Source organism: Stenotrophomonas genospecies 5, assembly GCF_054473825.1.
Genome location: NZ_JBTMUW010000001.1, coordinates 1,274,152 through 1,297,425 on the forward strand (window position 1 = coordinate 1,274,152; position 23,274 = coordinate 1,297,425).

At 69.0% G+C, this 23,274-nt stretch carries 9 protein-coding genes; all 9 read right to left on the reverse strand.

Annotated features, from left to right (window positions below; translation table 11 throughout):
- Positions 1 to 119 precede the first annotated feature (119 nt).
- The 9 genes from ACX9OW_RS05935 to gspK all read right to left on the reverse strand — a co-directional run bounded on the left by ACX9OW_RS05935 (position 120) and on the right by gspK (position 23,253).
- Entirely contained in the window at positions 120 to 12,518 is a 12,399-nt protein-coding gene (locus tag ACX9OW_RS05935) for a filamentous haemagglutinin family protein (protein ID WP_459062063.1), read from the reverse strand.
- Positions 12,519 to 12,723: 205 nt separating this feature from the next.
- Entirely contained in the window at positions 12,724 to 13,899 is a 1,176-nt protein-coding gene (locus tag ACX9OW_RS05940; RefSeq protein ID WP_459062064.1) for a substrate-binding domain-containing protein, read from the reverse strand.
- A 400-nt stretch (positions 13,900 to 14,299) separates the two neighbouring features.
- Complete coding sequence (locus ACX9OW_RS05945; RefSeq protein WP_053516316.1) at positions 14,300 to 15,475, reverse strand: substrate-binding domain-containing protein; 1,176 nt, start codon at positions 15,473 to 15,475, stop codon at positions 14,300 to 14,302.
- A 212-nt stretch (positions 15,476 to 15,687) separates the two neighbouring features.
- A complete protein-coding gene (gene gspF, locus ACX9OW_RS05950; RefSeq protein ID WP_197600052.1) occupies positions 15,688 to 16,887 on the reverse strand; it encodes a type II secretion system inner membrane protein GspF in 1,200 nt (399 codons plus the stop codon).
- A 7-nt stretch (positions 16,888 to 16,894) separates the two neighbouring features.
- Entirely contained in the window at positions 16,895 to 18,331 is a 1,437-nt protein-coding gene (gene gspE, locus ACX9OW_RS05955) for a type II secretion system ATPase GspE (protein ID WP_197600094.1), read from the reverse strand.
- 2 nt (positions 18,332 to 18,333) lie between these two features.
- Entirely contained in the window at positions 18,334 to 20,709 is a 2,376-nt protein-coding gene (gspD, locus tag ACX9OW_RS05960) for a type II secretion system secretin GspD (protein ID WP_459062065.1), read from the reverse strand.
- Positions 20,706 to 21,233: a type II secretion system protein M gene (locus ACX9OW_RS05965; protein ID WP_263174451.1), complete on the reverse strand. Its 528-nt coding sequence runs from the start codon at positions 21,231 to 21,233 to the stop codon at positions 20,706 to 20,708. Before ACX9OW_RS05965 ends, gspD begins: the two co-directional genes overlap by 4 nt.
- The gene (gene gspL, locus ACX9OW_RS05970) at positions 21,230 to 22,396 is read right to left on the reverse strand and encodes a type II secretion system protein GspL (RefSeq protein ID WP_263174453.1); all 1,167 of its coding nucleotides are present in this window, start codon (positions 22,394 to 22,396) and stop codon (positions 21,230 to 21,232) included. Before gspL ends, ACX9OW_RS05965 begins: the two co-directional genes overlap by 4 nt.
- Complete coding sequence (gene gspK, locus ACX9OW_RS05975; RefSeq protein WP_128988305.1) at positions 22,393 to 23,253, reverse strand: type II secretion system minor pseudopilin GspK; 861 nt, start codon at positions 23,251 to 23,253, stop codon at positions 22,393 to 22,395. The genes gspL and gspK overlap by 4 nt, the downstream gene beginning before the upstream one ends.
- Positions 23,254 to 23,274 lie beyond the last annotated feature (21 nt).

Consider the following 23,274-nt stretch of genomic DNA (forward strand, 5'->3'; position numbering starts at 1 on the left):
TCCTCACCGCCGATGGCTGCTCCCTGCCCTCCGTGCCGTCCTGGCGGGGGGCCGCCACCGCTCCGTGGCAGCGGGCCCGATTGCGGATCGCCACGCACCGCGTGGATCATCCCCGGCAACTATCGCCGCTGTGTGCCACCCTCTCCACGCGCCTGCGGTTCGCGGGCCTGCGGGAACTGGAAAGCACTGTCTACGTCGTAGCCGCTGGCCGCGGTCGTGCCGCGTGCCGGCGGGTTGATGCTGCTGCTGGCGTTGCCGAAGCCCAGGATCTGCACGCTGATCACCGAAGGCTGGTTGCGCCGGGCATCCTCCTGGCTCTTGCGGATCACATCCTGTGCCGCCTGGCTGGCACTGCTGGCGGCGGCGCTGGCCGAAGCCAGCGCGTTGACGTTCACCGACGCCAGCACCGGCAGGCCCTTGCTGTCTCCCTGCACCTGGATGTTGGCCGCGTTGAGTACCTGCAGCGCGGCCAGATTGATGTTGCCCGACACACGGATGCCCGCCTCGCCCGCATCGATGGTGCCCAGCGGCGCGATCAGATCCACATCGCCCGGCGCGACTTCCGCGATCGGATTGAGGGTGGCAATGCCCGCACCACTGGCCGGCGCCTGGGGCGACAGGATCACATTGCCCCAGGTGTCATAGACGCGCCGTGGCGGTGTGTACAACAGCGTGGTGCGCGAGCCGCGACCGGCATTGATGTCGCCCTGTTCCGACCACGCCAGGATGTCGCCACCGAAGGTGGTCATCACCCGCGACAGGCCCAGCAGCACGCTGTCCTGGCTGAACAGGCGGATATCGCCCTGCCCCTGGGTGACGAGGCCGGCACTGGCAGGCGGGACCACACCCTGTACGCCCACCACGATCTGGCCTCCCGGTGCCATCAGTTCGATGTTGCCGCCCGCCTCGGTGCGCACACCGGAGCCGCCGTACATCACGATATCGCCGGTACGGTCGATCGTCGCACCGGCCGCATTCCTGTCCGGCATCAGCGTGGCGATGGCCTCGCGCCCGCGCAGATAGGAGCCGAAGCGCGGCCCTTCCGCATCGGTGTACTCGCGTCCGCCTTCGCGCAGCTCGGCGTAGTAGATCTGCCCCAGGAAGATGCGCTGCTGTTCCTGCGGCAACGCATCGAACGCTGCCAGCGCTGCCTCGCCATCGGCGGCCATGCCGAAGCGTTGCTGCAGCCACTGCTTCAGTTCCTGGTCGTAGACCTTGACTGCCCTGCCCGGCTGCGACGCAAGCGATTGCGCGGGATCGGCCAGGTTTGCGGGATCCAGATAGCGGGCACGCAGGGCGGCGAAATCGATCTGCTGGTTGCCGGCCGTCAGCGCGATGCTGGCACCCGGACGGGTGTCACCCTGCACGATGCCACCGAGGCTGACGATGCTGCCCGCCTCCTCCTGGCGCAGCTGACGGCCGGCACTGATCTCGACGTTGCCGGGGCCGGCGATCGTCGCGTCCAGATGCACGATGTCACGTCCCGCCGCCGCCACCGTGATATCGGTGGGCGCGCTGTTCAACGCGGTCATCGACACGCCGAGGATGTCCCGCCCTGCCCGCAGCTGCACCGCGCCTGCTGCCTCGAACCAGTTCAGCTGCGTGCGCTGCCAGGCGGTGCCGTCGAGCGTGCGTTGGGCGCCTGTCGCCAGGCCGATGATGTCGCCCTGCACGGCGTAGAAGCGGCTTGGTGCCAGTGCCGAGGAGACCGTGGACAACGGCGTACCCGGGCCGAACGCGAACAGCGGAAGCGATGCCTCCGGCGAGGCGATGTTGCCATCGACCGACAGGTTGTGCCGCGGACGCGTGACATTACCGCTGGCATCGCGTTGCTCGGCAACGAATGCGGGGTCGAACGGCCCCGGCAGGCGCGCATCCGCGCCCGAGCGCGTGATCTGGGTCGCGCCGCTGCGGGCGAAGATGCTGCCGCCGGCCAGGACGTCCAGCCGCCCGGTGGCCGAGGGCGCCAGCAGGATCACATCCTGCGTCCCCGTCACGGCACTGATCCGGTCCAGCTTGATGTCACCCTGGGCGGCAACGGCGCTGAAGCGCGAAGGATAGAGCCAGTAGTTCAGCAGCTCCTCCCGGCTGCCCGGTGCCAGCGCAACCTGCTCGGGCCACAGATTGCTGCCGGTCACGTTCTCCGGCCCGGCGAGGCCCGGCGCCAGGTCACCACCGGCACTGAACAGATCCACGGCTGTGTTGGCGGTCCACAGGGAGAACCAGGTGCTGCCCGCAGCGCGGCTGCCGTTGTCCTGCACCACCGTGCTGTAGTTGGCCAGTGGAACCCGGCCGGCATCGGCGACGCCGCCGAGCACGACATCGCCCCGCGCCTGCAGCTGTGCGACCGCATCGCCCAGCACCAGCACCGGCCCGCCCATCGGGCGGGCGGCGTCGGCGGCGAACAGATCGGCCGCACGCAGCTGGCCCAGCGTCCCGTAGCTGTCCAGGGTGACGCCCATTGCACCGATGCGTCCCGCATCGAGCAGCAGGCTGCCGCGCAGGTTGCTGAAGGTACCGTTGAGATCGAGATTCTGTCCCGCCCTGGAGGCATTGAGGCTGGAGAACGTCGCCCGCAGATTCGGATTCAGTGCGCCACCGATACGCAGTTGCAGGTCGCCGCCGCCGGTCAGGTGCAGCTGGCCATCGCTGACCCGGCCGGTCGATCCCACCGCCGCGATGATCGCACCCGAGCGCGGTGCGATCGTCGAGTCCAGCGCGTCACCTATCGCATCGCGCACGCCGGCGTCACGCCCGGCCTCCAGCGTCAAGTTGCCGCCGCCCAATGTACCGAAGCCGGTGAAGCCGACCATCCGCGGAGAGGCGCCAGCAGCAGCGGACACGTTGGTGTAGGCGCCAAAGTTCATCCACCAGCTGGTCGGCACCGGCTCCACGCCGGTGGTGCTGCCGGTTCCCTGCCGCCACAGCCAATTGCCGACCGCGGCACTGGAGTACAGCGCCCAGTCGCGCTCACTGGTACCCGACTCCGCGCGCGCGGTCCAGACATCACCGACGATATCGCGTCCGGCCTCGACGCGCAGGTTGCCGCCATGATCGGGATACCAGGCCTGGTAGCCGGCCAACGCGGCATCATAGCTGCCCGGCACCAAGTTCGGCCCCAGCAGTGCGGTGTTCCTGGGGGCTGCTGCACGGGGCGAATTGAAGGCAGCGTCGCGGCCCTCGCCCAGCGTGGTGGGAGTGCCCGCCGTGTACACACCGAAGCCGGACTTCATCACGACATCACCGGCAGCGAGCAGTTCCAGATCACCTTTGCCGGTGCGCAGCACGCTCCAGGCTGGCGTGCCCGCGCGCTTGCCGTAGGTGGTCACTTCGGTCTGCGTGCCACCGCCGGCGCAGTAGCTGGGTGCCGTGCTGCAGAACTGGTCTTCGGTCATGCCGAACATCGCCGCGAAGTCCTTCGCAGGGGTGCCCACGTAGGACTCGTCACCCCAGTAATCCAGCGAGCCCTGCGCGGCTACCTGGCGGGGGGCCGGGCCGCAATAGTCGGCCGACATCGCGCAGAACTCATCTTCGGTGAAGCCATACATGTCGGCCAGCTCCGCGATCGGACGGCCCGCATAAGAGGTGTCGCCGATCCAGTCCAGCGATGCCCGCTCGGTCAACGCACGATCACCCACCCAAATGATTTCGGTCTTGACCGTACCGATCGAGCCCTGGTGGGTGTCGGCCAGCACCACGCTGCCTTCGCTGCCCCAGCGCCGGCTGCGTGGATCGGCTGCCCCGGCATCGGCGCCGGCAACCGCAGTCAGGTCCCAGGAGGTGGTGCCCTCGGCCAGCATCGGCGCCAGCGCCCAGTTGCGTCCCTGGTTGCCGTTGGCGTCGGCAGGACGCAGGTTCACCGATGCGTCGCCGGGCAGCTCCACCTTGGTCAACGATGGAATGTACGCGCCTACCTTGAGCTCGACTTCCCGTGCCAGGCGCAGGGTCACCGGCAGCATCGCGCCGGCCGGCCAGTCCTGGGCGGCCATCTGCACATCGCTGCGCAGGCGGAAGCCGGCCCCCAGTCGCGCACCGGCCGCCAGCACCAGCGGCTCCTGCAGCACGGTGCCCGCCGCCAGCGTCTGCCCGGAGTCGGTGGTCACCGCCGCACCCAGCACCGTGCCCGCGGGCAGGCGCAGGTTCTGCGAGATCACCATCGGCGCGGGCAGCACGGTACCGACCGGAAGCGTTACCGATTCGACCGGCACGTCATAGTTCAGGCGGGTACCGGCCCGGAACTCCGTACCGGGCTGCAGCCTCACGCCCTCCACCGGCACCACCAGGTCGCCGCCGAACGGCGTGTGACCGGCGGTGCCGTTGCGGCTCTCATGCAACTGCCATCCTGCCTCGTCCGGATTGGCCGGTGGCGGCGCGAAGCCATCGTTGATGCTGCCGTGCACGTTGATGTTGCCCTCCGCGCGCAGCACCAGCGACGCCGACTCGCCGAAGCCGCGCCGCGCCGAATCATTGCGATCGGCCTCAGGCCCATAGCGGTAGCCGGACAGGTCGATGTCACCGGATACGGTCAGGTCACCTCCGGGATTGGCCTCGCTGCGGCGGGCGAGGACCTGCACGCCGGGGCGCAGGCGATGCGTGCCCAGCGCAGCCGTGCGTTGTCGGAGATCCGCATTGGCCAGCGCGCCGTCCATCCACGCACGGTTGTCCGGATCGACGATCTGGTCCAGCCACTGCTGGGTGACGCGCTGCGCGCGGTTGCCGTTGACGTCGACACTGTCCGCCAAGGGGGCGTCCTCATAGCGTCGCACCGCATTGACCTGGATATCGGCCGCACCTTCGACGCGCAGACCGTTGGCGACCGCTATCGCCGCATCGTTGCCGCCGATGCGGGGCGCATCGATCTTCAGGGTGCCGCGGGCCACGCCGTCGTTCTGCCCGCGGCCGCCGCCCACCGCCACAGCCGTCCCCGCGCGCAGGTCCAGATGAGCGCCGGCGCCGATGTCGATCCCGCCGGCGGCGCTGCCCAGTTCGATCGTGGCCCGGTTCGGGCTGTCGATGATCTTGCCCTGGCTGTCCACGCGCAGGCCGGTGCCATGCGTATCCAGCGTTCCCTCCACCTGCAGACCGTCACGTGCGTACAGGCGGATCGCGCCGACCTGTTCGCCGCTGGCGTCGATGCGCCCCGCCACGCGCAGGCTGCCTGCGTCGAGGCTGATGTCGACCCTGCGCGCCTTCACCTCGTTACCGATCAGCAGATCACCCTCACCGATCCGGAACGTGCGCCCGCCGGTGACACCGCCTGCGTTCAAGCGCTGGTTCAGGGCTGCGAAGTCCTGCAACGTGCCAGCGCGAACCACGAGGTCTGCGCCGTCGTAAGGCACCACGGTGCCACCTGCGTCGTAACGGCCACTGGCAGCCCCCTCGATGCCGCCGGCCAGATCGGCACTCCCGGCCAGGGCATTCACCGTCAGCCGTCCGCCGCGGTTGTTGCGCGCCGAGAGATCTATGCGTGAGGCGGCGTCAGTGCTGACGTCACCCGCATCGCTGGACAGCAGCACGTCGCCGCCCCAGCTGTACCGGTCCACGTCGTACAGCGTAACCCTGCGTCCTGCCAGGTCCAGCGCCGCCTGGCTGCCGAGCGCGATGCCTTCGCGTGCGCTCGCTGACAGGCGGCCGGAGGCCAGTGCGATCGTGCTGTCCAGCGCGATCCGCTCGGCATCGATGCTCAGTTCACTGCCCAGTGCGTCGCCGCCGGCCCTGCCGCTGCCGCCCTGCAGGCGGAAGTCGCCGCCGGTCCGTACCTGCAGCTGCGCACCCGGATCGGCCGTCAGCAGCGGCGTGTCGATGCCGATACTGCCACCGCTGTACTGCCAGCCCTTGTCCGCGAGATAGTCGCCGCGCTGCTGGTACACGTCCAGCGTACCCTGCGCGGAAAACAGCAGCTGCCCGGACGCGCTGAGGTTGAGCGCGCTGAAGCCGAGCACCTGGCGGTTCGCGGGCACCTCGGAGCTGGGACGGCTGAACGGGGCGCGCGCCAGCTGCAGGTTGCGGGTGACGATGTCCAGCTGCCCCGCGCCAAGCCGGTCCACCATGGGATCGGCCGGCGGCACCGATGCATCGCTGCCCGCCGCCTGCGTCGCCGCCAGCGAACCGTCCCAGACCAGTGTGTCCACCAGGATGCGCGCACGGTCGCTCGCCGCACCATAGCCATGGATGGCCTGCGCGCCCAGTACCAGCGTCTGCAGGCCACCGCGGCCGGTGGCACTGTCGCGCGCATCCAGGTCGACGCTGCCGAACACGTTGACCGAATCGCGTGCGACCAGGCTCAGCGTATCCAGCGCCGGTGCGCCGGTGGCATCATTGCCGCGCAGCAGCTGCTGCAGCACGGACTGGTTCATGGTCATGCCATTTGGCAACGCCCCTGCGGCCGCTGCCTGCGCGATCGCCTCGGCGCTGCCGAGGTTGAGCGCCGCCATGCTCACGCCCAGCTGGCGCGTGCCATAACGGGCGGAATCGCGCATCTGCAGCACGCCATCGGTGGCCACCCCGATGCTGCCATCGGATACCAGCCGTGCCTCGCCTTCGCAGTCCGTGTGGCAGCCGCCGATGTCGATCGCGACCGGCCCTGCCGCCACGCCGGTCGTACCGGTGATCAGGTTCAGGCGCTGGTTCGAGACGGCCAGCAGGCCGCCATTGACCTGATAGGGCACGGTCGGCGCGGACGCGGTGTCGCGTGCGAAAGACAAGGTATCGAGTGTCGCCCCGGCTTCGACCAGGATGCCGCTGCCACCGGACGCCGCAGCCACCAGTATCTCCGGCGCCTGCAGGGTCGCACCGGAGCGGATCGCCACATCGCGCACCGCGCCGGACACCGCCACCAGCGAAGCCGTCTCATTGAACTGTCCGCCGATCACCATGCGTTCCGGCCGCAGCGCATTCAGTGCGTCGTCGGTGAAGGTCGCGCCACGATCGTGCGCCTGCGACGGACTGCCGGCAGCAGCGATCTCCAGCGAACCCACGGCCGGGCTGGCGAGCGTGGCGAACAGGGTGCCGCCGCGTCCCTTTTCATTGGCCGCGGAGAAGCGCGCCGTGCCGGCGAAGTCGATGGCCGCGGTTCCCTCGCGGCCAGCGCCTTCACCCAGTGCCAGGGTCAGCCCCAGCGCATCGATGGTCTGCCAGCCGCGCGCCTCGCCACGACGGTCGGCGGTGGCCTGCACGAAGCTGTTGTAGCTGGTTTCGTTGTAGCCGGAATGCCGGCGCACCACCGCCGCCGGCGTCAGCAGGATGTCGGTGAGCAGCGGCGACGCCACCCCACCCAGTGCCGATCCCTGCTGACCGGACACGCGCCACGTCCCGGTGCCGGTCTGGATCGGCTGCGGTACGCCGGAGGTCCCCGTCGCGCCCAGCTCTACGCGGAATGCACCCGGCTGCAGCGCGAAGCTGGCCGGCAGCAATGTGTAGGTCCCCGCGGGCAGCCCGGGAACGCCGGCGGGTACGGTGATCTGCTGGCCCACCGCTGGAGCAGCGAAGCCATCATCGCTGCTGGGTGCGAAGCTGCCGGCACGTCCCGGCACGATCGCGTACACCGGGTTGCCGGAGGCACTGAACGCATAGCGCGGGTTGGCATCGGCCAGCGCAGTGCGCAGCACGTCGACGGAGCCACCGCGGCCTGAGACAAATGCCGCGCCGGTCAGTTCGCCGCCACCCGATACGTCCAGCAGCGCACCGGCATGCACGTCCACATCGTTGGCGGTTACGGTCACGCCCTTGGACGCAATGCCACCCGGCGTCAGTGATTCCAGGCTGCTGCTGCCTCTTCTCCACGACACGCCGTCCACGGTACCGCCGTAGGGCAGCGCCAGACCTGCGCCACTGGTGGAGGTGATGCTGCCCGGCAACAGCTCCACCCGGCTGGCACGTGTGCCGCCCAGGATCAGGCCGCCCAGTTGCAGCGCCCCCATCGGCGCCTGCACGTTTCCGCCCTGCTGCACGGTCGCTGCCACCAGCTGCAACGCGCCCAGCGCTGACTCGGGCGGAGTGGCCGCCGCCGTGCCGGTACCCCGGATGCGCAGCACCGCATCCGGATCTGACCAGTATCCGGGCGTCGCCAAGGTCGCCGCAGACGCACCCGCGACCAGATAGCCCGTCGCACCGGAGGTGGGGTACAGGCGGGCGGCACTCACGTCCATCGACCCGCTCGCCATCAACGCACTGATCGATCCGCCGTTGGACACCGCGTTGAGCAGCCGCACGTCGCTGCGGCTGTCCAGCACGACCTGGTTGAAGCCGGGCAGCCAGGTGACATCACGGATGTCGATCAGATCAGCCCTCGCCGACAGCACGTGGTCGCCTTCCGCAGCCGACGCCACGGTATCGGTGACCACCAGGTTCTCACCCGGCAGCGACTGCCAGTGCGACTGTGCCAGCAGCAGGTGCGGAGCACTCAGCGAAATGCCGCTGGACTGCGGTGCTGCCACGGCCATGCCGAGGCTTGACTGCCCCTGTCCGTAGATGCGCAGGCTCTGGCCCATGCGCAGGTCGACATCGCCCTCCGCGCGGACGTCACCGAACACGGACAGGGTGTCGAAGCCACCGGCCTGGATCTGCTCCACCGACAGCGCCGCGTGCCCGTACTCCAGCCGGTCCGGCAGCACCGCGTCGACCGGGCTGCGCTGGCTGAGCGTGATGCCACGCGCGCGCAGCACCTCCTCGCTCGCACCGCGCGCATGAACGCTGCCACCAAAGGCTACGCCCAAGGTGCCGCCACGCGCGCTACTGCCGCCGGCAGAGGCATCCATGGCGCCGTCCAGGTACAGAGCGTTGGCCGAACGCAGCACGATCTGCCCGCCGTCGCTGTCCACCCGGGTCCGTCCCTTCCCGTCGACATCCAGCGGCGCCGAGGCGCCCGCTGCCCGCAGCTGCGCGCCACGCTCGAGCACGACGAAGGCTTCAGGCGGACGGTTGTCCACCGACGCAGAGCTCTCCCAGTCGAGCGCGCCGCCGATCTCGATGCGCCCGCCGGCCCGCACCTGTCCCTGCAGGCGGCCACCGGCATCGGCCAGTGACACCGCATCCGCGCTGGCATCCAGCAGCGCACCGTCGGCGAACCGCCAGGTCCGTTCGCTCCGCTGCCCGGCATACAGCGTGGTCGGCAGGCGCACATCGTCGATGCTGATGCGTCCCCCCTGCGCACGCAACGTACCTTCCACGTCGATGTTGCCGGCGCCGAGCAGGGAGATCGCCTGCCCCGGGTCGACCTCGATCAGCGCGGCCTTGCCCACCCGCAGGTCGCCGCCGACGCTGTTGCGATCCGAGCGCAGGCTCACGCTGGCACCGCTGCGCTGGCGGACCAGCCCGCTCAGCGGATCGGCACTGTAGAGCGGTGCCAGCCAGCGCTCCAGTGCGTCCTTCCGGTCCGTCGCGGCGCGCGCGTCGGCGGTGATCCGAAGGCCCGGCATGCGCGCTGCCAGCTGCGTGCCATCGGCAACCTCCAGCCCTTGATGGCCATTGATGTCGTACTGGGCAAAGCCGCTGCCGAACAGGCCGGCATCGATCTGCAGCGCGGCTGCATCGGCCGAATCCGCATCGCCCACCCGCACCCGGCCACCGGTGCCCAGCGAGAACGTGCCGCTGCCCTGGCCACGGCCACTGAACCGGCTGCCCTCGCCCAGCTGCACCCGGCCGCTGCCGTCCGTTGCCACCGTGCTGCTGTTCGCCTGCAGACTGATGCTGCCCCCTTTGCCGACACGACCCTTGCCGCGCAGGTCCAGCGCGGCGCCGGCCTCGACGTCGACCGTCGCCCCCGCGCCCACCCTCACGTCATGGCTGTTGCCCAGGCTCAAGCGGCCGCCATCCGTCCAGGCACCACCCGCATCCAGTGGCTCTCCCAACGCTGCGTTGCTCCATTCACCGGCAAGATCGATGTGGGTACCGTCGGCAATAACGGTGCGTGCGCGGCCATCGTGCAGCAGTGCCGTCGGCCTGCCCTGCACCTCCAGCAGGTTGCCCGCCGACAGCTGGCCGCCGGCAATGCCGATGTCGCCCGCCAGTTCCACCTCGCTGCCGGTCAGATTCAGCTGTCCACCCGCCTGCAACCGAAGGCGGCCGTCAATGCTGATGCGATCGGCGCTCGCCAGATCGATCCGCCCCCACTGCTGGGCACTCAACTCTGCGATGTCCAGCCACACCGTGTCGCGTCGCTCTTCCCCGACCGGTGCCAGCAGTGACCACGCCGCCGTCTTCGGCGCCTTGTCATCCACGCGCACGTACGAACCGAACACGCCGCTGCGGCCCTGGCCGTCATAACGCCCGAGGTAGAGCTGTGCGTTGCGCGCTGCTGCCGTCTGCGCCTGTGCATAGCCGTCCAGTGCGGCATCGGGCCGGCGGTTCTGCTGCGCGCCCTGGAAGGTGGCGGTCTCCACGTGGCCGTCCAGCACCGCCGTCGGGGCGGAGACGATCAGGCGTCCTGCATCGCGGCCGACCGTATACCCGTTGTCGACACGCTGCGCCGCGAACACGACCGGATCGCGGAACGTCTCGGTGACGCCCCAGCGCTCCTGCTTCACCTCATGGCCGTTATACACCCCGTCGAACAGCATCTCCGCCGGCCCGTCATCAAGGCGGTACACCTGGCCATCCACGCCGCGCACCCAGCTCTGCCGGATCACGCCGCTCTGCACATCCAGGCTGCCACCCGCAAGGTTGATGCGTGACCCACCATGCGTGATCACTTCACTGCCACCCAGCAGGACGGTGCCTCCCTGCGCGGCCCATTCGCCGATCGAATGCCCCTGGTTGTCGAGGTAGCCGCCCACTTCCAGCAGGCCGCCTGCGGCATACCAGCGCTCACCGTCGTAGCCCCCGGTTCCGGCTGGCACGTGGATGAGCCTGCGGCGGTCGACCCAGACCTCGCTGCTGGTCAGCTTGCCGCTGTCGCGGTTGTCCAGCGCATCGCGCAGTTCGTTGCCCTGCACCTTGATCTGGACATTGTTGCTTTCCATCGAGACCTGCACGCCCACGGCACCCGACACGTCCACGCGTGCTGCATCGTCGACGTAGCTGCGGGCCGCCGCGTCGGCGATGACCTGGCCGCCCGTGGCAACCGTGAGCGAATCGGGGCGGAAATGGATGGTGCCACCGGAAACGATCTCCACCCGCGACTGGTCGCGTCGGTCGTTGTGCTGGGAGAGATTGTCGAAGGTTGCCGAGCGCGCACCCGCGCGGATCGCATCCTGCTCTGCCGATTCCCTGATGAGGCTGTCGCGCTGGGTGTCCAGTGCCGTGGCCTTGCCATCGTCCTCGATCAGCACCGCCGTGGTCGATCCATCGGCGAGCGTGACGGTGCTGCCGGCATCACTGGCCGAGGTCAGAAGATGCACGGTGCCGCGCTGTGCGAGCGTCGTGCTGGCCACGGCCACGCCGGCCTGCTCGACGTTGCGTCCGGCCAGGGTCACGTCACCCTCGCGGGCACGCAGCAGGCCGGTATTGCGCACGCTGCCCGCGGTACTGTCGGCGATGAAGCGCGGCGCGATTTCATTGCCACGCGTGGTGGAGCTGGTATTGGCTGCGGTGCCGACGCCGCGCCGGATCACGAAACTGTCGCCGGCAGCCAGCTGCACCTGGCCCTTTCGCGCCTCGATCTGGCCGGCGTTCTCCACGCTGTGTCCCGCCAGCAGCACGTAACCGCCGCCACGCGTGGCGCTGGTCGGCTCGTGGGTCGCGATACGTGCGCCCCGCTCCACCATCACCTTGCCAGCGGCATCGCTGAGGGCGGCCGTATTCGTATCCGCGCTGTACAACCCGGTGTCGCGGAACTGGCCATCGCTGATGCGCGCCGCCGCCGCGACCAGGTTGCGGACGTTGACCTGGCTGTTGTTGCCGAACACCACGCCGTTGCGGTTGGCCACGAACACGGTGCCGCCCGCGGTGAGCTGGCCGAGAATCTGGCTGGGCCGCGCGTTCGGGTCGTTCACGCGGTTGAGCACGGCCCAGTCCGGGTTCTGCAGGAAGTTCAGCGTGGTGTTGCCGCCGATATTGAAGGTCTCCCAGTTCAGGATCGCCTTGTCCGCGGTCTGCTCGATGCTGACCTGGACACGTCCGTCACTGCCCTGTGACTGGATCGCCTCGCGGGCGTTGATCCAGCCCCGGGTCAACGGATTCTCATCGACCTTCAACCCGTCCCTGCCCAATCCGTCGGCAACGATGAACCCCGCCTCCCGCCGCGATTGCCGCGCCTGATCCTGCAGGCGCTGCTGCAGGGCGATGGCCTGCGCGGCGGTGCCGAGATTGTCGATCGACTGCTGCAGCTTCTGCCGCGCAGCATCCTGCTGCTGGGCCGGCAACTGGAACTGGATGGGCACGCCGTTGGGCATGCGCCCGCTCTGGCTCGCAGCGCCCTGCGCTGCGCCGCGCTCGGCGAACCAGGCCGGGCTGAACGCCTGCTGGGCCTGGCTGGCCGGGGCGACCACGCTTCCCAGTGCGACCGCGATGGCCCAGGCCATCGGATGATTGCGGCGCATCGGCGCGGCCGGATGAACAGCGGACGGGAGCGGGTGCGACATCGTAACCTCATCAACCTGGTGGACCGCACTGGCGGCGGTGATCGGAGACACGCGCAACGCATGCCCTGCCACTGATAGACGGTTCGCATGACATGAAGCCGACAGCGTGCAGGGGGCGATGGCGCTGCACGCCGCACGGCGGAAATGGCGACGCCGGCCACAGGGGCCGGCGCCGGGTCAGACAGGGTTCACGCGGTGCTGCGGATTACAGCGGACGGCCGATGCCCGCACAGGTGCTGGGATTGTTCAGGCCGGCTGCGCTGCTGGCCAGCACGAAGCGGTTGCGGATCGCATCGCGCCACTTCTTGGGCAACGGGGCGAAGCCATGGCCGGTGATCGATGCCTCGTAGGCGGCCGGGTAGGCCGCCGAATAGTGGCGAGCCAGGAAACCCCTCAGTTTATTGGCAACCGTCTGATCCTTGTAGCACTGACCAATCAACAGGTAGGTGTAGCCGATGATGGGGTAGATAACTGAAGGATTGCCCATGTAGGGAGCCCAGTTGACAGGGTCCTGAGCAGCGATGCCGAACGGAGGATCGAAAACAGTCAGGATGAATTCCCATTGCGCCCGATCCGGCGAGAAGCCTCTGACCTTTGCGACCTTGGTCGCATCGGTCAGGCTCGGGATCACGTCCGGCCCGGCGTAGCCGATACGGCCTTCAAACGCGTAGACAGCGTTGTACAGCGAGGTGTCCCCGGTGGCCGGGGCGGCCACCAGGAACCCCGGCAGGTTGCCGTTGGCATCGCGCTTGTAGAGGTCGGCGAAGGTCGACTTGATGGCGAACATGCCGCCCACCAGGTTCGAGGTCTCAGCCCGCTCACGGGCGCAGTTAGTGGCAAGGAATCGGGTGAGAATCTCGCTGGTTCCGCTGCTTTCCGAACGGTACACGACCTGGATCGGGCCACTGCGGTTGGTGTCGATGGTCGACCAGTCGCTGATCGCACCCGAGAACACGCCGCAGATCTGCGCCACGCTCAGGTCCACCGCCGAACCGGCCTTGTTGAACGGGATGGTGACCGAGGTGGCCACCGACGGCACCTGGATCAGCGCGCCGTAGCGGTTGGCGTTGGTCGGCTGGTTGAAGTTGGTGGTGTAGGTATTCAGCTCGGTGCTGCTCAGCACCGAATCACTGCCGGCGAAATGCACGGTACCGTTGGTCGAGAACAGCGCCGAGTCGTTTCCCAGAAACGCCTTCTTACCGGTACCCGATCCGGTCACGGCGTAGCTGAAGTTCGCCGGCAGGATGCTGTCGGGCGAACCCTTGTAGAGGTCGGCCGGCAGCGAGGCCCCGCCGCCGGTAACGGTCTGCGCCGACGCGGCGCCGGCAGTGGCGAGCAGCGCGGTGGCAACCAGCGCGGCCAGAGTCTTGTACTTGTACATGATCTTCTCCTGAAGGTTTTACTGCGAAGGGAAACGCCAAGGAAGGAACCGTTACTGCACCCCTACTGTCATCTCCCAGCCCGCAGCATGAGGACACGTCCATCCTCGTTCGTGCCTACGCGAGCTCTGCAGCGCAGCTCCGTGTTGCCGGACCAGCAACTGCAGCTGGAGGCGTCCGACGTCGTGCATTCGCCTGATGCGAGTGACCGCGCACTGGACCGCACTGGCAGCGGAGATCCGAGACACGCGCAACGCATGCCCTGCCACTGATAGACGGTTCGCATGACATGAAGCCGACAGCGTGCAGGGGGCGATGGCGCTGCACGCCGCACGGCGGAAATGGCGACGCCGGCCACAGGGGCCGGCGCCGGGTCAAACAGGGTTCACGCGGTGCTGCGGATTACAGCGGACGGCCGATGCCCGCACAGGTGCTGGGATTGTTCAGGCCGGCTGCGCTGCTGGCCAGCACGAAGCGGTTGCGGATCGCATCGCGCCAGGCCTTGGTCAGCGGGATGAAACCATGGCCGGTGATCGACGCCTCGTAGGCCGCCGGGTAGGTCGCCGGATAATGACGGGCCAGGAAGCCGCGCAGGCTGGTGGCAACCGCCGAATCCTTGTAGCACTGGCCGATCACCAGGTTGGTGTAGCCGGCAATCGGATAGCCGGCCGAGGGGTTGCCGAACACCGGCACCCAGTTGGCGGGGTTCTCGGCAGCGGTGCCGGTCGGCGGAGCGACGGTATCCAGGGTGGCCTGCACGCTCACCTGGTCCGGCGAGAAGCCCTTGACCTTGGCAACCTTGGTCGCATCGGTCAGGCTCGGGATCACGTCCGGGCCGACGTAGCCGATGCGGCCATCCGCCGCATAGACAGCGTTGTACAGCGAGGTGCCGCCCGTGGCCGGCGCGGCGACCAGGAACGCCGGCAGGTTGTTGTTGGCATCGCGCTTGTACAGGTCGGCGAAGGTCGACTTCACGGCGAACGTGCCACCGACCAGGTTCGAGGTCGCAGCCGGCTCAGCGGCGCAGGCGGCAGCCAGGAAGCGGGTGAACATTTCGCTGGTGCCGCTGCTTTCGGTGCGGTAGACCACACGGATCGGACCGCTGCGGTTGGCGTCGATGGTCGACCAGTCGCTGATCGCGCCGGAGAACACGCCACAGATCTGCGCCACGCTCAGGTTGACGGCCGAACCCGGCTTGTTGAACGGGATGGTCACCGAGGTGGCCACCGACGGCACCTGGATCAGGGCGCCGTAGCGGTTCGCATTGGTCGACTGGTTGTAGTTGGTGGTGTAGGTGCTCAGTTCGGTCGCGCTCAGCACCGAGTCGCTGCCAGCGAAATGCACGGTGCCGGTGGTCGAGAACAGCGCCGAATTGTTCTCCAGGAACGCCTTCTTGCCGGTGCCCGAACCGGTCACGGCGTAGCTGAAGTTGGCCGGCAGGATGCTGTCAGCCTGGCCCTTGTAGAGGTCGGCCGGCAGCGATGCACCACCGCCGGTAACGGTCTGCGCCGACGCGGCGCCGGCAGTGGCGAGCAGCGCGGTGGCAACCAGCGCGGCCAGAGTCTTGTACTTGTACATGATCTTCTCCTGAAGGGTTTGCTGCGAAGGGAAACGCCAAGGGAGGAACGGTCACTACACGCCTGCTGTCGCTGAGGGCCTCCCAGCCCGCTCCGCGACGACAGGATCATGCTCGTCCGTGCCGATGACAGGCCGCTTAAGAAACCTGTGGAAGATCGAAAAAAGGTATGGAGGATTGTGTGGAGAAGCGTGGCCTGTGCGCCGCACGCCCGTCACTGCACGAGCTGGTTCATTTCCATGATCGGCATCAGCACCGCCAGCACGATGGTCAGCACCACCCCGCCCATCACCAGGATCATGGTCGGCTCGAGCAGTGCGGTCAGTGCCATCGCGCGCCGCTCGATCTCGCGCGAGAGGGTCTGCGCGGCGCGATCCAGCAGGGGCGCAAGTGTGCCGGTCTTTTCACCACTGGTGACCAGATGCACCAGGATCGGCGGATAGACCTTCTGCACTTTCAACGCAGCGCCCAGTGCCGCGCCTTCACGCACGCGCGCGGCGACATCCTCGGCGCAGCGCGCCAGCAGCGCGTTTCCCAGCGTCTGCCGCGCTGCCTCCAGCGCGCGCAGCAATGGCACGCCGGCATCGAGCAGGATGGCCAGCGTCGAGGCGAAGCGCGCACTGTTCACGCCAAGCACGAAGCGCCCCATCACCGGTACGCGCAGCAGCATCGCATCCCAGCGCAGGCGCAGATCGGTGCGGCGCAACGCCAGCCGCCATGCCGCAACCAGCAGGCCGATGCCCAGCGCTGTCCATGCACCCCAGCTGCGCACGAACGCACTGGCGGCCAGCATCACCTGGGTCAGCATCGGCAGTGTCTGCCGTGCCTGCACGAACGCTGTCACCACCTGCGGCACCACATAGCTGAGCAGGAAGATCACGATCGCCACCGATACCAGACTGATCGCCGCTGGATAGATGAACGCCGTGAGCACCTTGGCCTGCAGCGCATTGCGCTCCTCGATGTAATCGGCCAGGCGTTCCATCACCCGCGCCAGGTCGCCCGAGTCCTCGCCGGCGCCGACCAGGGCGCGATAGATCGGCGGGAAGTCGCGCGGCCGGGCCGCCAGGGCCACGGTCAAGCGCTGCCCTGCACGCACATCGGCGCGCACCGACGTCAGCGCCTGGGCCACATGCGGTCGCTCTGCCTGCTCGATGACGGCGCTCAATGCGCCCTCCAGCGGCAGGCTGGCGGCCAGCAGGCTGGCCAGCTGGCGCGTGGCCCAGGCCAGTTCGCTGGCCGAAAGCCGGCGTGCTCCCCAGCCCCGGCCTGCGCCGCGCGCGGAGCTGACCTGCACGGGCGTCAGCCCACGCCCACGCAGCAGCTGGCGCGCGCCACGCGGGCTGTCGGCATCCACCTGGCCCTTCTCGATGCGTCCCTGCGCGTTGGCGGCCTGGTAGTCGAACAGCGCCATCGTCGCGTCACCCGTCGCCGCTGACGCGCAGGATTTCCTCCAGCGTGGTCAGCCCGCTGTCGACCCAACGCTGGCCGTCCTCGCGCAGGCTGCGCATGCCGGCGGCCCGTGCCGCCTGGCGCAGCGCGGGCTCGCCCTGCCCCTCGTGGATCAGCGCCCGTACCCGATCATCGACCACGAACAGCTCATGGATGCCGGTTCGCCCGCGGTAGCCGCTGTGTGCGCAGGCTGCGCAGCCCACTGCCCGCCACACCGTGCGACCGTCGGCGTCGACCTCCGCGCGCCGGCACTGCATGCACAGGCGCCTTACCAGCCGCTGTGCCAGCACACCGCGCAGCGAAGACGCCAGCAGGAACGGCTCCACCCCCATGTCTGCCAGCCGGGTCACTGCCGAGATCGCATCGTTGGTATGCAGCGAGGCCAGCACGCCATGACCCGTCAGTGACGACTGCACGGCGATCTGCGCGGTTTCCAGGTCGCGGATCTCACCGATCATGATGGTGTCCGGATCCTGGCGCAGGATCGCACGCAGGGCGGTGCCGAAGGTCATCCCGATACGCGCGTTGACCTGGATCTGGCCGATGCCCGCGAAGTCGTACTCCACGGGATCCTCCACGGTGAGGATGTTGCTGGTGCTGCTGTCGAGCTGGCCGAGCGCGGCGTACAGCGAGGTGGTCTTGCCACTGCCGGTCGGGCCGGTGACCAGCACGATGCCGTGTGGCTGGCGGATCAGGCCAGTGAACGTGGCCAGGGTGTCGTCGGCCATGCCAAGGCGCTGCAGCTGCAGCCGGCCGGCATCCTTCTCCAGCAGCCGCAGCACCGCCCGCTCGCCATGCCCGGTCGGCACGGTGGACACGCGGATGTCCAGCGGCCGGCCGCCCACACGGAGGGCGATGCGTCCGTCCTGTGGCAGGCGCTTCTCGGCGATATCCAGGTGCGCCATGATCTTGATGCGCGACACCAGGGCGGCATGCAGGGCGCGCCGCGGCTGCACCATGTCGCGCAGCGTGCCATCGACACGGTAGCGGACCACCGAATGGGTCTCGAACGGCTCGATGTGCAGGTCGCTGGCGCCATCGCGCGCGGCCTGTGCCAGCAGCGCATTGATCATGCGGATCACCGGCGCGTCATCCTGTGCGTCCAGCAGATCGGTGATCTCCGGCATGTCCTGCATCAGCCGGTCAAGGTCGACTTCGCTCTCCGCCGCGCCGACGACCGCCGCCGCGTCGCCGCCGTCACGATACTGTTCGCCCAGCCGCTGCTGCCAGGCCGCACTGTCCAGTTGCTGGAACGGCAGGGGTCCATGCAGGCGGCGAAGCTCGGCGACAGCCCAGGCCGGGGTCTCGGCGGTACCCAGCAGGACCGGCCCATCATCCGTGTCGGCCAGCAGCACACCGTGGCTGCGCACCCAGGCATACGGCAGTGATCGCAGATCGTTGGCCACGGTCACGGCCCGATCACCAGTTCCGGGGTGTATCCCAAGCCCCGCAGCTGCTGCAGGGCCGGGTCCAGCTGTGCCGGATCGCGTGGCAGTCGCACCCGCAGGCGCTGACCCGCTGCGCCCGGTGTGGCTTCTGCGTACGCCTGCAGCCCCAATGCCCGCACCTGCGCCACCGCCTGCGCGGCGCGTGCGGGGTCAAGGCCCTGCGCGAACTGCACAAGTTGCGCAGTGCCTTCCCCGGTCGGGTACAGGGCCGCCAGACTGGTGTTCTGCAATGGCCGCCCCTGCCCGTCGCGCGCGTTGTCCTGGCCGAGCGCGCCCAGGTCCCGTGGCGGCAGCTGCGGCGCCGACAACGCCGGCAATGCCCAGCTCTGCACCGGCTGTGCAGCGGCCTGGGCGTTGCGCATGTAGTCGTAGCGATCGCGGGTCAGGCGCTGGCCGGCCGCCGGGTCCCGCACCACGTGGGGTCGCAGGAACACCATCAGGTTGGTCTTGGCGCGCCTGCGCGTGTCGCTGCGGAACAGCGCGCCCAGTACCGGAATCCGGCCCAGGCCCGGCACTGCGTCGCGACCGTGGCTGACGCTGTCCTCGAGCAGGCCGCCCAGCACCATGATCTGGCCGTCGTCGAGCAGCACGCTGGTGTCCAGTGCCCGCTTGTTGGTGATGATGCCCTCGCTGCTGGAGCTCTGGCCGTCGATGCTGCTCACTTCCTGATAGATGTCCAGCTTCACCGTCCCGCCTTCGGAGATCTGCGGGCGCACCCGCAGCTTCAGGCCGATGTCCTCGCGCTCGATGGTCTGGAACGGATTGTTGCTGCCACCTCCGCCGTCGGTGACATAGCGGCCGCTGACGAATGGGACGGTCTGGCCGACCATGATGCTGGCGGCCTCGTTATCGAGCGTCATCAGGTTCGGCGTGGACAGGATGTTGGCACCGCCCTTGCTCTGCAGCGCGTTGGCCAGTGCCTTCATGTTGAGGATCTGGCCCACGCCCGGCAGCGTGATGGTGCCATCGATCACGCCCACGTTGAGGCCATCGCGCGGCAGCACGTCCAGCGTGGTGCGCGCCGTGCCATTGAGGCCGCTGCCGCCGGTCGCACCACCGAAGTGGGTGCCTGCGAACGTACGGCCATTGCCCAGCATCCACTGCACGCCTAGTTCAGCGGCATCGGTCTGGTTGACTTCCACGATCAGGCTTTCCACCAGCACCTGCGCGCGCCGCTGGTCGAGCTGGTCGATCACCCGACGCAGGTTGCGGTACACCGGCTCCGGCGCCGAGATCAGCAGCGTGTTGGTAGCGACATCGGCCTGTACGGAGATGCCGTTCTGGCTGAAGCCACTGCTGCCGGCATCAGCGGGGTCGCGCCGGTCCGGATCGAGCCGCTGCGACGGCAGCGCATTGCCCGTGGCCCCGGCCTGCTGCGGCTGCGGCTGCGTCGGCGCGCTGCGAGCGGACCCGCCAGGCAGCGGCGTGATGCCCTCGCCGCTGCCCATCGCCTGCGCGTCGCTCTGCCCGGCCACCACGCCACGCAGCACGCCCGCCAGCTGGGTGGCCTGTGCATTGCGCAGATAGACCACATGCAGGTTGCCGGACTCGTCCTGTGCCCGGTCCAGCTTCTCCACCAACTGGCGTGCCAACCGCGTGCGCCCCGGGCTGCTGGAGCGCAGCAGCACGCTGTTGCTGCGCGGATCGGCCATCACCACCACCTTCTGGCCCGGCTCGGCGCCCTGCGCATCCAGCAACGGTGCGACCATCGCGGCCACATCCACGGCGATCCCCTGCTGCAGCTTGACCACGTCGGTGTCCATGCCAGCCGGGGTGTCCACGCTGGCGATCACCCGCGCGATGCGTTCCAGATTGTCGGCATAGTCGGTGATGACCAGCGTATTGTTGCCCGCGTTGGCCGTGATCGGGTTGTCCGGACTGATCATCGGCCGCAGCACCGCGACCAGTGCGGCCGCATTCTCGTAACGCAGCGCGAAGGTCCGTGTGGCAACCTCTCCACCTGCCGCTCCGCCGCCTACCCGGCCGCCCAGCAGCTTGGCATCGGCCTGTGGCACGACCCGGCTGATGCCACCGTTCTCGACCACGGCGAAGCCACGCATGCGCAGTGCGCCGAGCAGAAGCTGATAGGCCTGCGCGCGACTGACAGGACCATCCGATACCACCGTCATCTTGCCGGTCACGCGTGGATCGATCAGGAACTGGCGGCCGGTGAAACGCGCTGCCATCCGCAGCACGCCACCGATATCGGTATCCACCAGATTCAACTGCACCGGCTCGTCGCTGGCATCCTGCGCCCATGCCGGCGCGGGCAGGTGGAGCATCCCCACGACCAGAGCCAGCACCGCGCCACAGGCAAGACCGTGCATCGACCTCATCGAAGCTCACCCGCAACGGCCTTCATCACGATGCTTCCTGAAATGCGTGCCGCCGGCATATCCGCGTCCCCTGTGCGTTGCAGTTGCAGTCGTTGCAGTTCGATGGTCGGGTCGGCCAGCAGCGGCAGGAGCCAGTTCCAGAGCACATCGGCGGGCACCGACTGCACCTGCAGGTGCCAGCGTCCCTCGCGCGCGTCGACCCGCACCCCATCGGCAAGGCCGGCGGCGGCGATCCGCGAACGCAGGCTGGTCAGTGTCGGCCGCTGCTCCCGGGCCAGGCGCTGGCGCTCGCGCGCGTCCAGCAAGGGCGCCAGTGCCCGTATCTGTGCCTGCAGGCGCGGCAGCTCAACCTGCCAGTAGCTGCGCTGCTTCAGCAGGGGCTCCAGCCAGAATGCCCACAGCGCAGCGGCCAGCAGTGCACCCACCATCGTCGTCAGCATGACGCGTTCGCGTAGCTGCAGGCGCCGCCAGCACTGCGACAGCGCCGCGATGCCGCCTTCCATCCACGCAGTCCGTACCCTCATCGGCTGCCCCCGGTGCTCAGCCGCAGGCGGCCACCGCCCTGGCGGACCAGCTGCAGGCCCTGCGCCTGCGCCGCCTGCTGCCATCGTTCCAGATGCTGCGCATCATCGGCCAGCGCCTGCGCATCGGCGTCCAGTTCCAGTTCAAGCGCGCCGGGCGTGTAGTCCATGCCGCGAACGCGGCCGGCCAGCTCCGGAACCGCCTGCAATGCCAGCGCGACCTGTTGCTGTATCCGCGGCAGTGGAGCCGTCTGCACCGGTGCGGCCAACGCACGCCGTGCCTGCAGGACCGGATCCAGTACCTCGGTGATTTCCGGATACTGCGCGCTGAACTGCCGCGTCATTTCCCGCTGCAACGCCTCACCTTCGCCGCGCCAGCGCGAGACCTGCAACTGCAGGCCCGTCGCGGCGAGCACCGCGGCCGCCAGTGCCAGCCCGATCGCCACTCGTGGCAGGCGTCGTCCGCCGCGCTGCAGCGGTAGTGCCCATGCCGGCAGCGGGCCGCTGGCCTCGCTGCCCGCGGCCACTGTGCTGGTCTGCAGGTGTCCGGGCCAACCCGAGGGCACCGCATGCACCCATTGCACGGCCTGCACGCCGGCCTGCTGCAGGCGCAGGGAGGTTGCCTGCAGCACGGCTGCCACGTCGCGCCCGCCACTCCACTGCACGAAGCCGCGGTCGCGCCCGCTGCGTACCAGCAGGTGCTCGCCCTTCGCCTCCAGCGTGGCCCGCCCCTCCGTCCACGGCAGCAGCAGCGGCGTCGGGTACAGCCCCTGCAGGCTCAGGCCGCACGACGCCAGCAGCTGCTGCGCCTGGGCCACGGCCTGCTGGCCCAGCCATGCCACCGGCACGGTCCCGTCAGCCGCCTGCGGCCCATTGGCCAGCGCAACATCCTGCAGGTCGTCCAGCAGCATCGCCTCCACCTCGCCCTGCAGCGCGGCCTGCAGCCGGCGACCTGACAGCGGCGGCAGCTGCAGTTCCAGCAGGATCAGGTCATGCGGATCGAGGCAGGCGTGCACCTGTGCCTGCGGATGGCGCTGTCCCAACGCCGATAGCGCCTCGCAGCCATGCGCCGCCACGTCACCGCGTTGCAGTTGCGCCCACTCCACCCGGCTGTCGGCCTGCAGTCGATCCAGCGCCGGCAGGCGCACCCGCAGCTGCACGCTCATGCGCCGATCCTCGTCCATACACGCTGCACGCGCACGCTGTCATCGCGGTACTCACGCCAGATCAACGCGCGGAAATCGACGTCGCGGTCGTCTGCCTGGACCTGTCCGACCGCCAGGAACCATTCGCTGTGGATGCCCAGCGGCATCACCGACATCTGCTCGCTGCTCACCTGCAGGCGGTTGGCAATATCACCGCGGTTGAGCAGCCAGCGGCCGCCATCGCGCTCGTCCACCAGCGCCCGCAGCCGGCCCGGATCAGCGCCGGGTGCAACCGCCTGCAGCACGGCCAGGTCAGTCGTATTGGCGTTGACCAGCGTCTGCGCCGGCAACACCACCGTGCGCCGGGACAACGCCCGGACGGCGCGTGGCTCGGCATCGGCCAGCGCCTGCCCGATCAGGGCTTCGCGCGGCAGGGGCGCCTGCGCGGCGCGATCACCGTCGCGCAGCCGTGCCTGGATGTGGTCCGCGGCACCGCTGCATGTAGCCGCAGACACCCCCTGCTCCACGCACAGCGCCACGAAGGCCTGCCGCGCCTGCGCATCCGGTTGGCCCTGCGACAACAGGTTGCGCAGGTTGAACAGCGACTGCGCGTCCACCATCTGCAGGCGCACCGGCAGCGGCGCATCCAGCTGCACCGGCCGTGCCCAGCGACCGTCGCGCACGGTGGTCAGCTGCTCGCGCGCGTCGTCACGAAGCTGCTGCCCCGCGCGCTCCAGCGCGGCATCCACGGCCATGCGTACCTGCGCCCGCAGCTGGTCGCCACGCAGCGCACGCAGCTGCGCGGCCTGGCGGGTCAGCAGCGCGGTCGCGATCACCGCCACCAGTGCGACCACCAGCATCGCGACGATCACCGCCATGCCCTGCTGGCGACGACACGG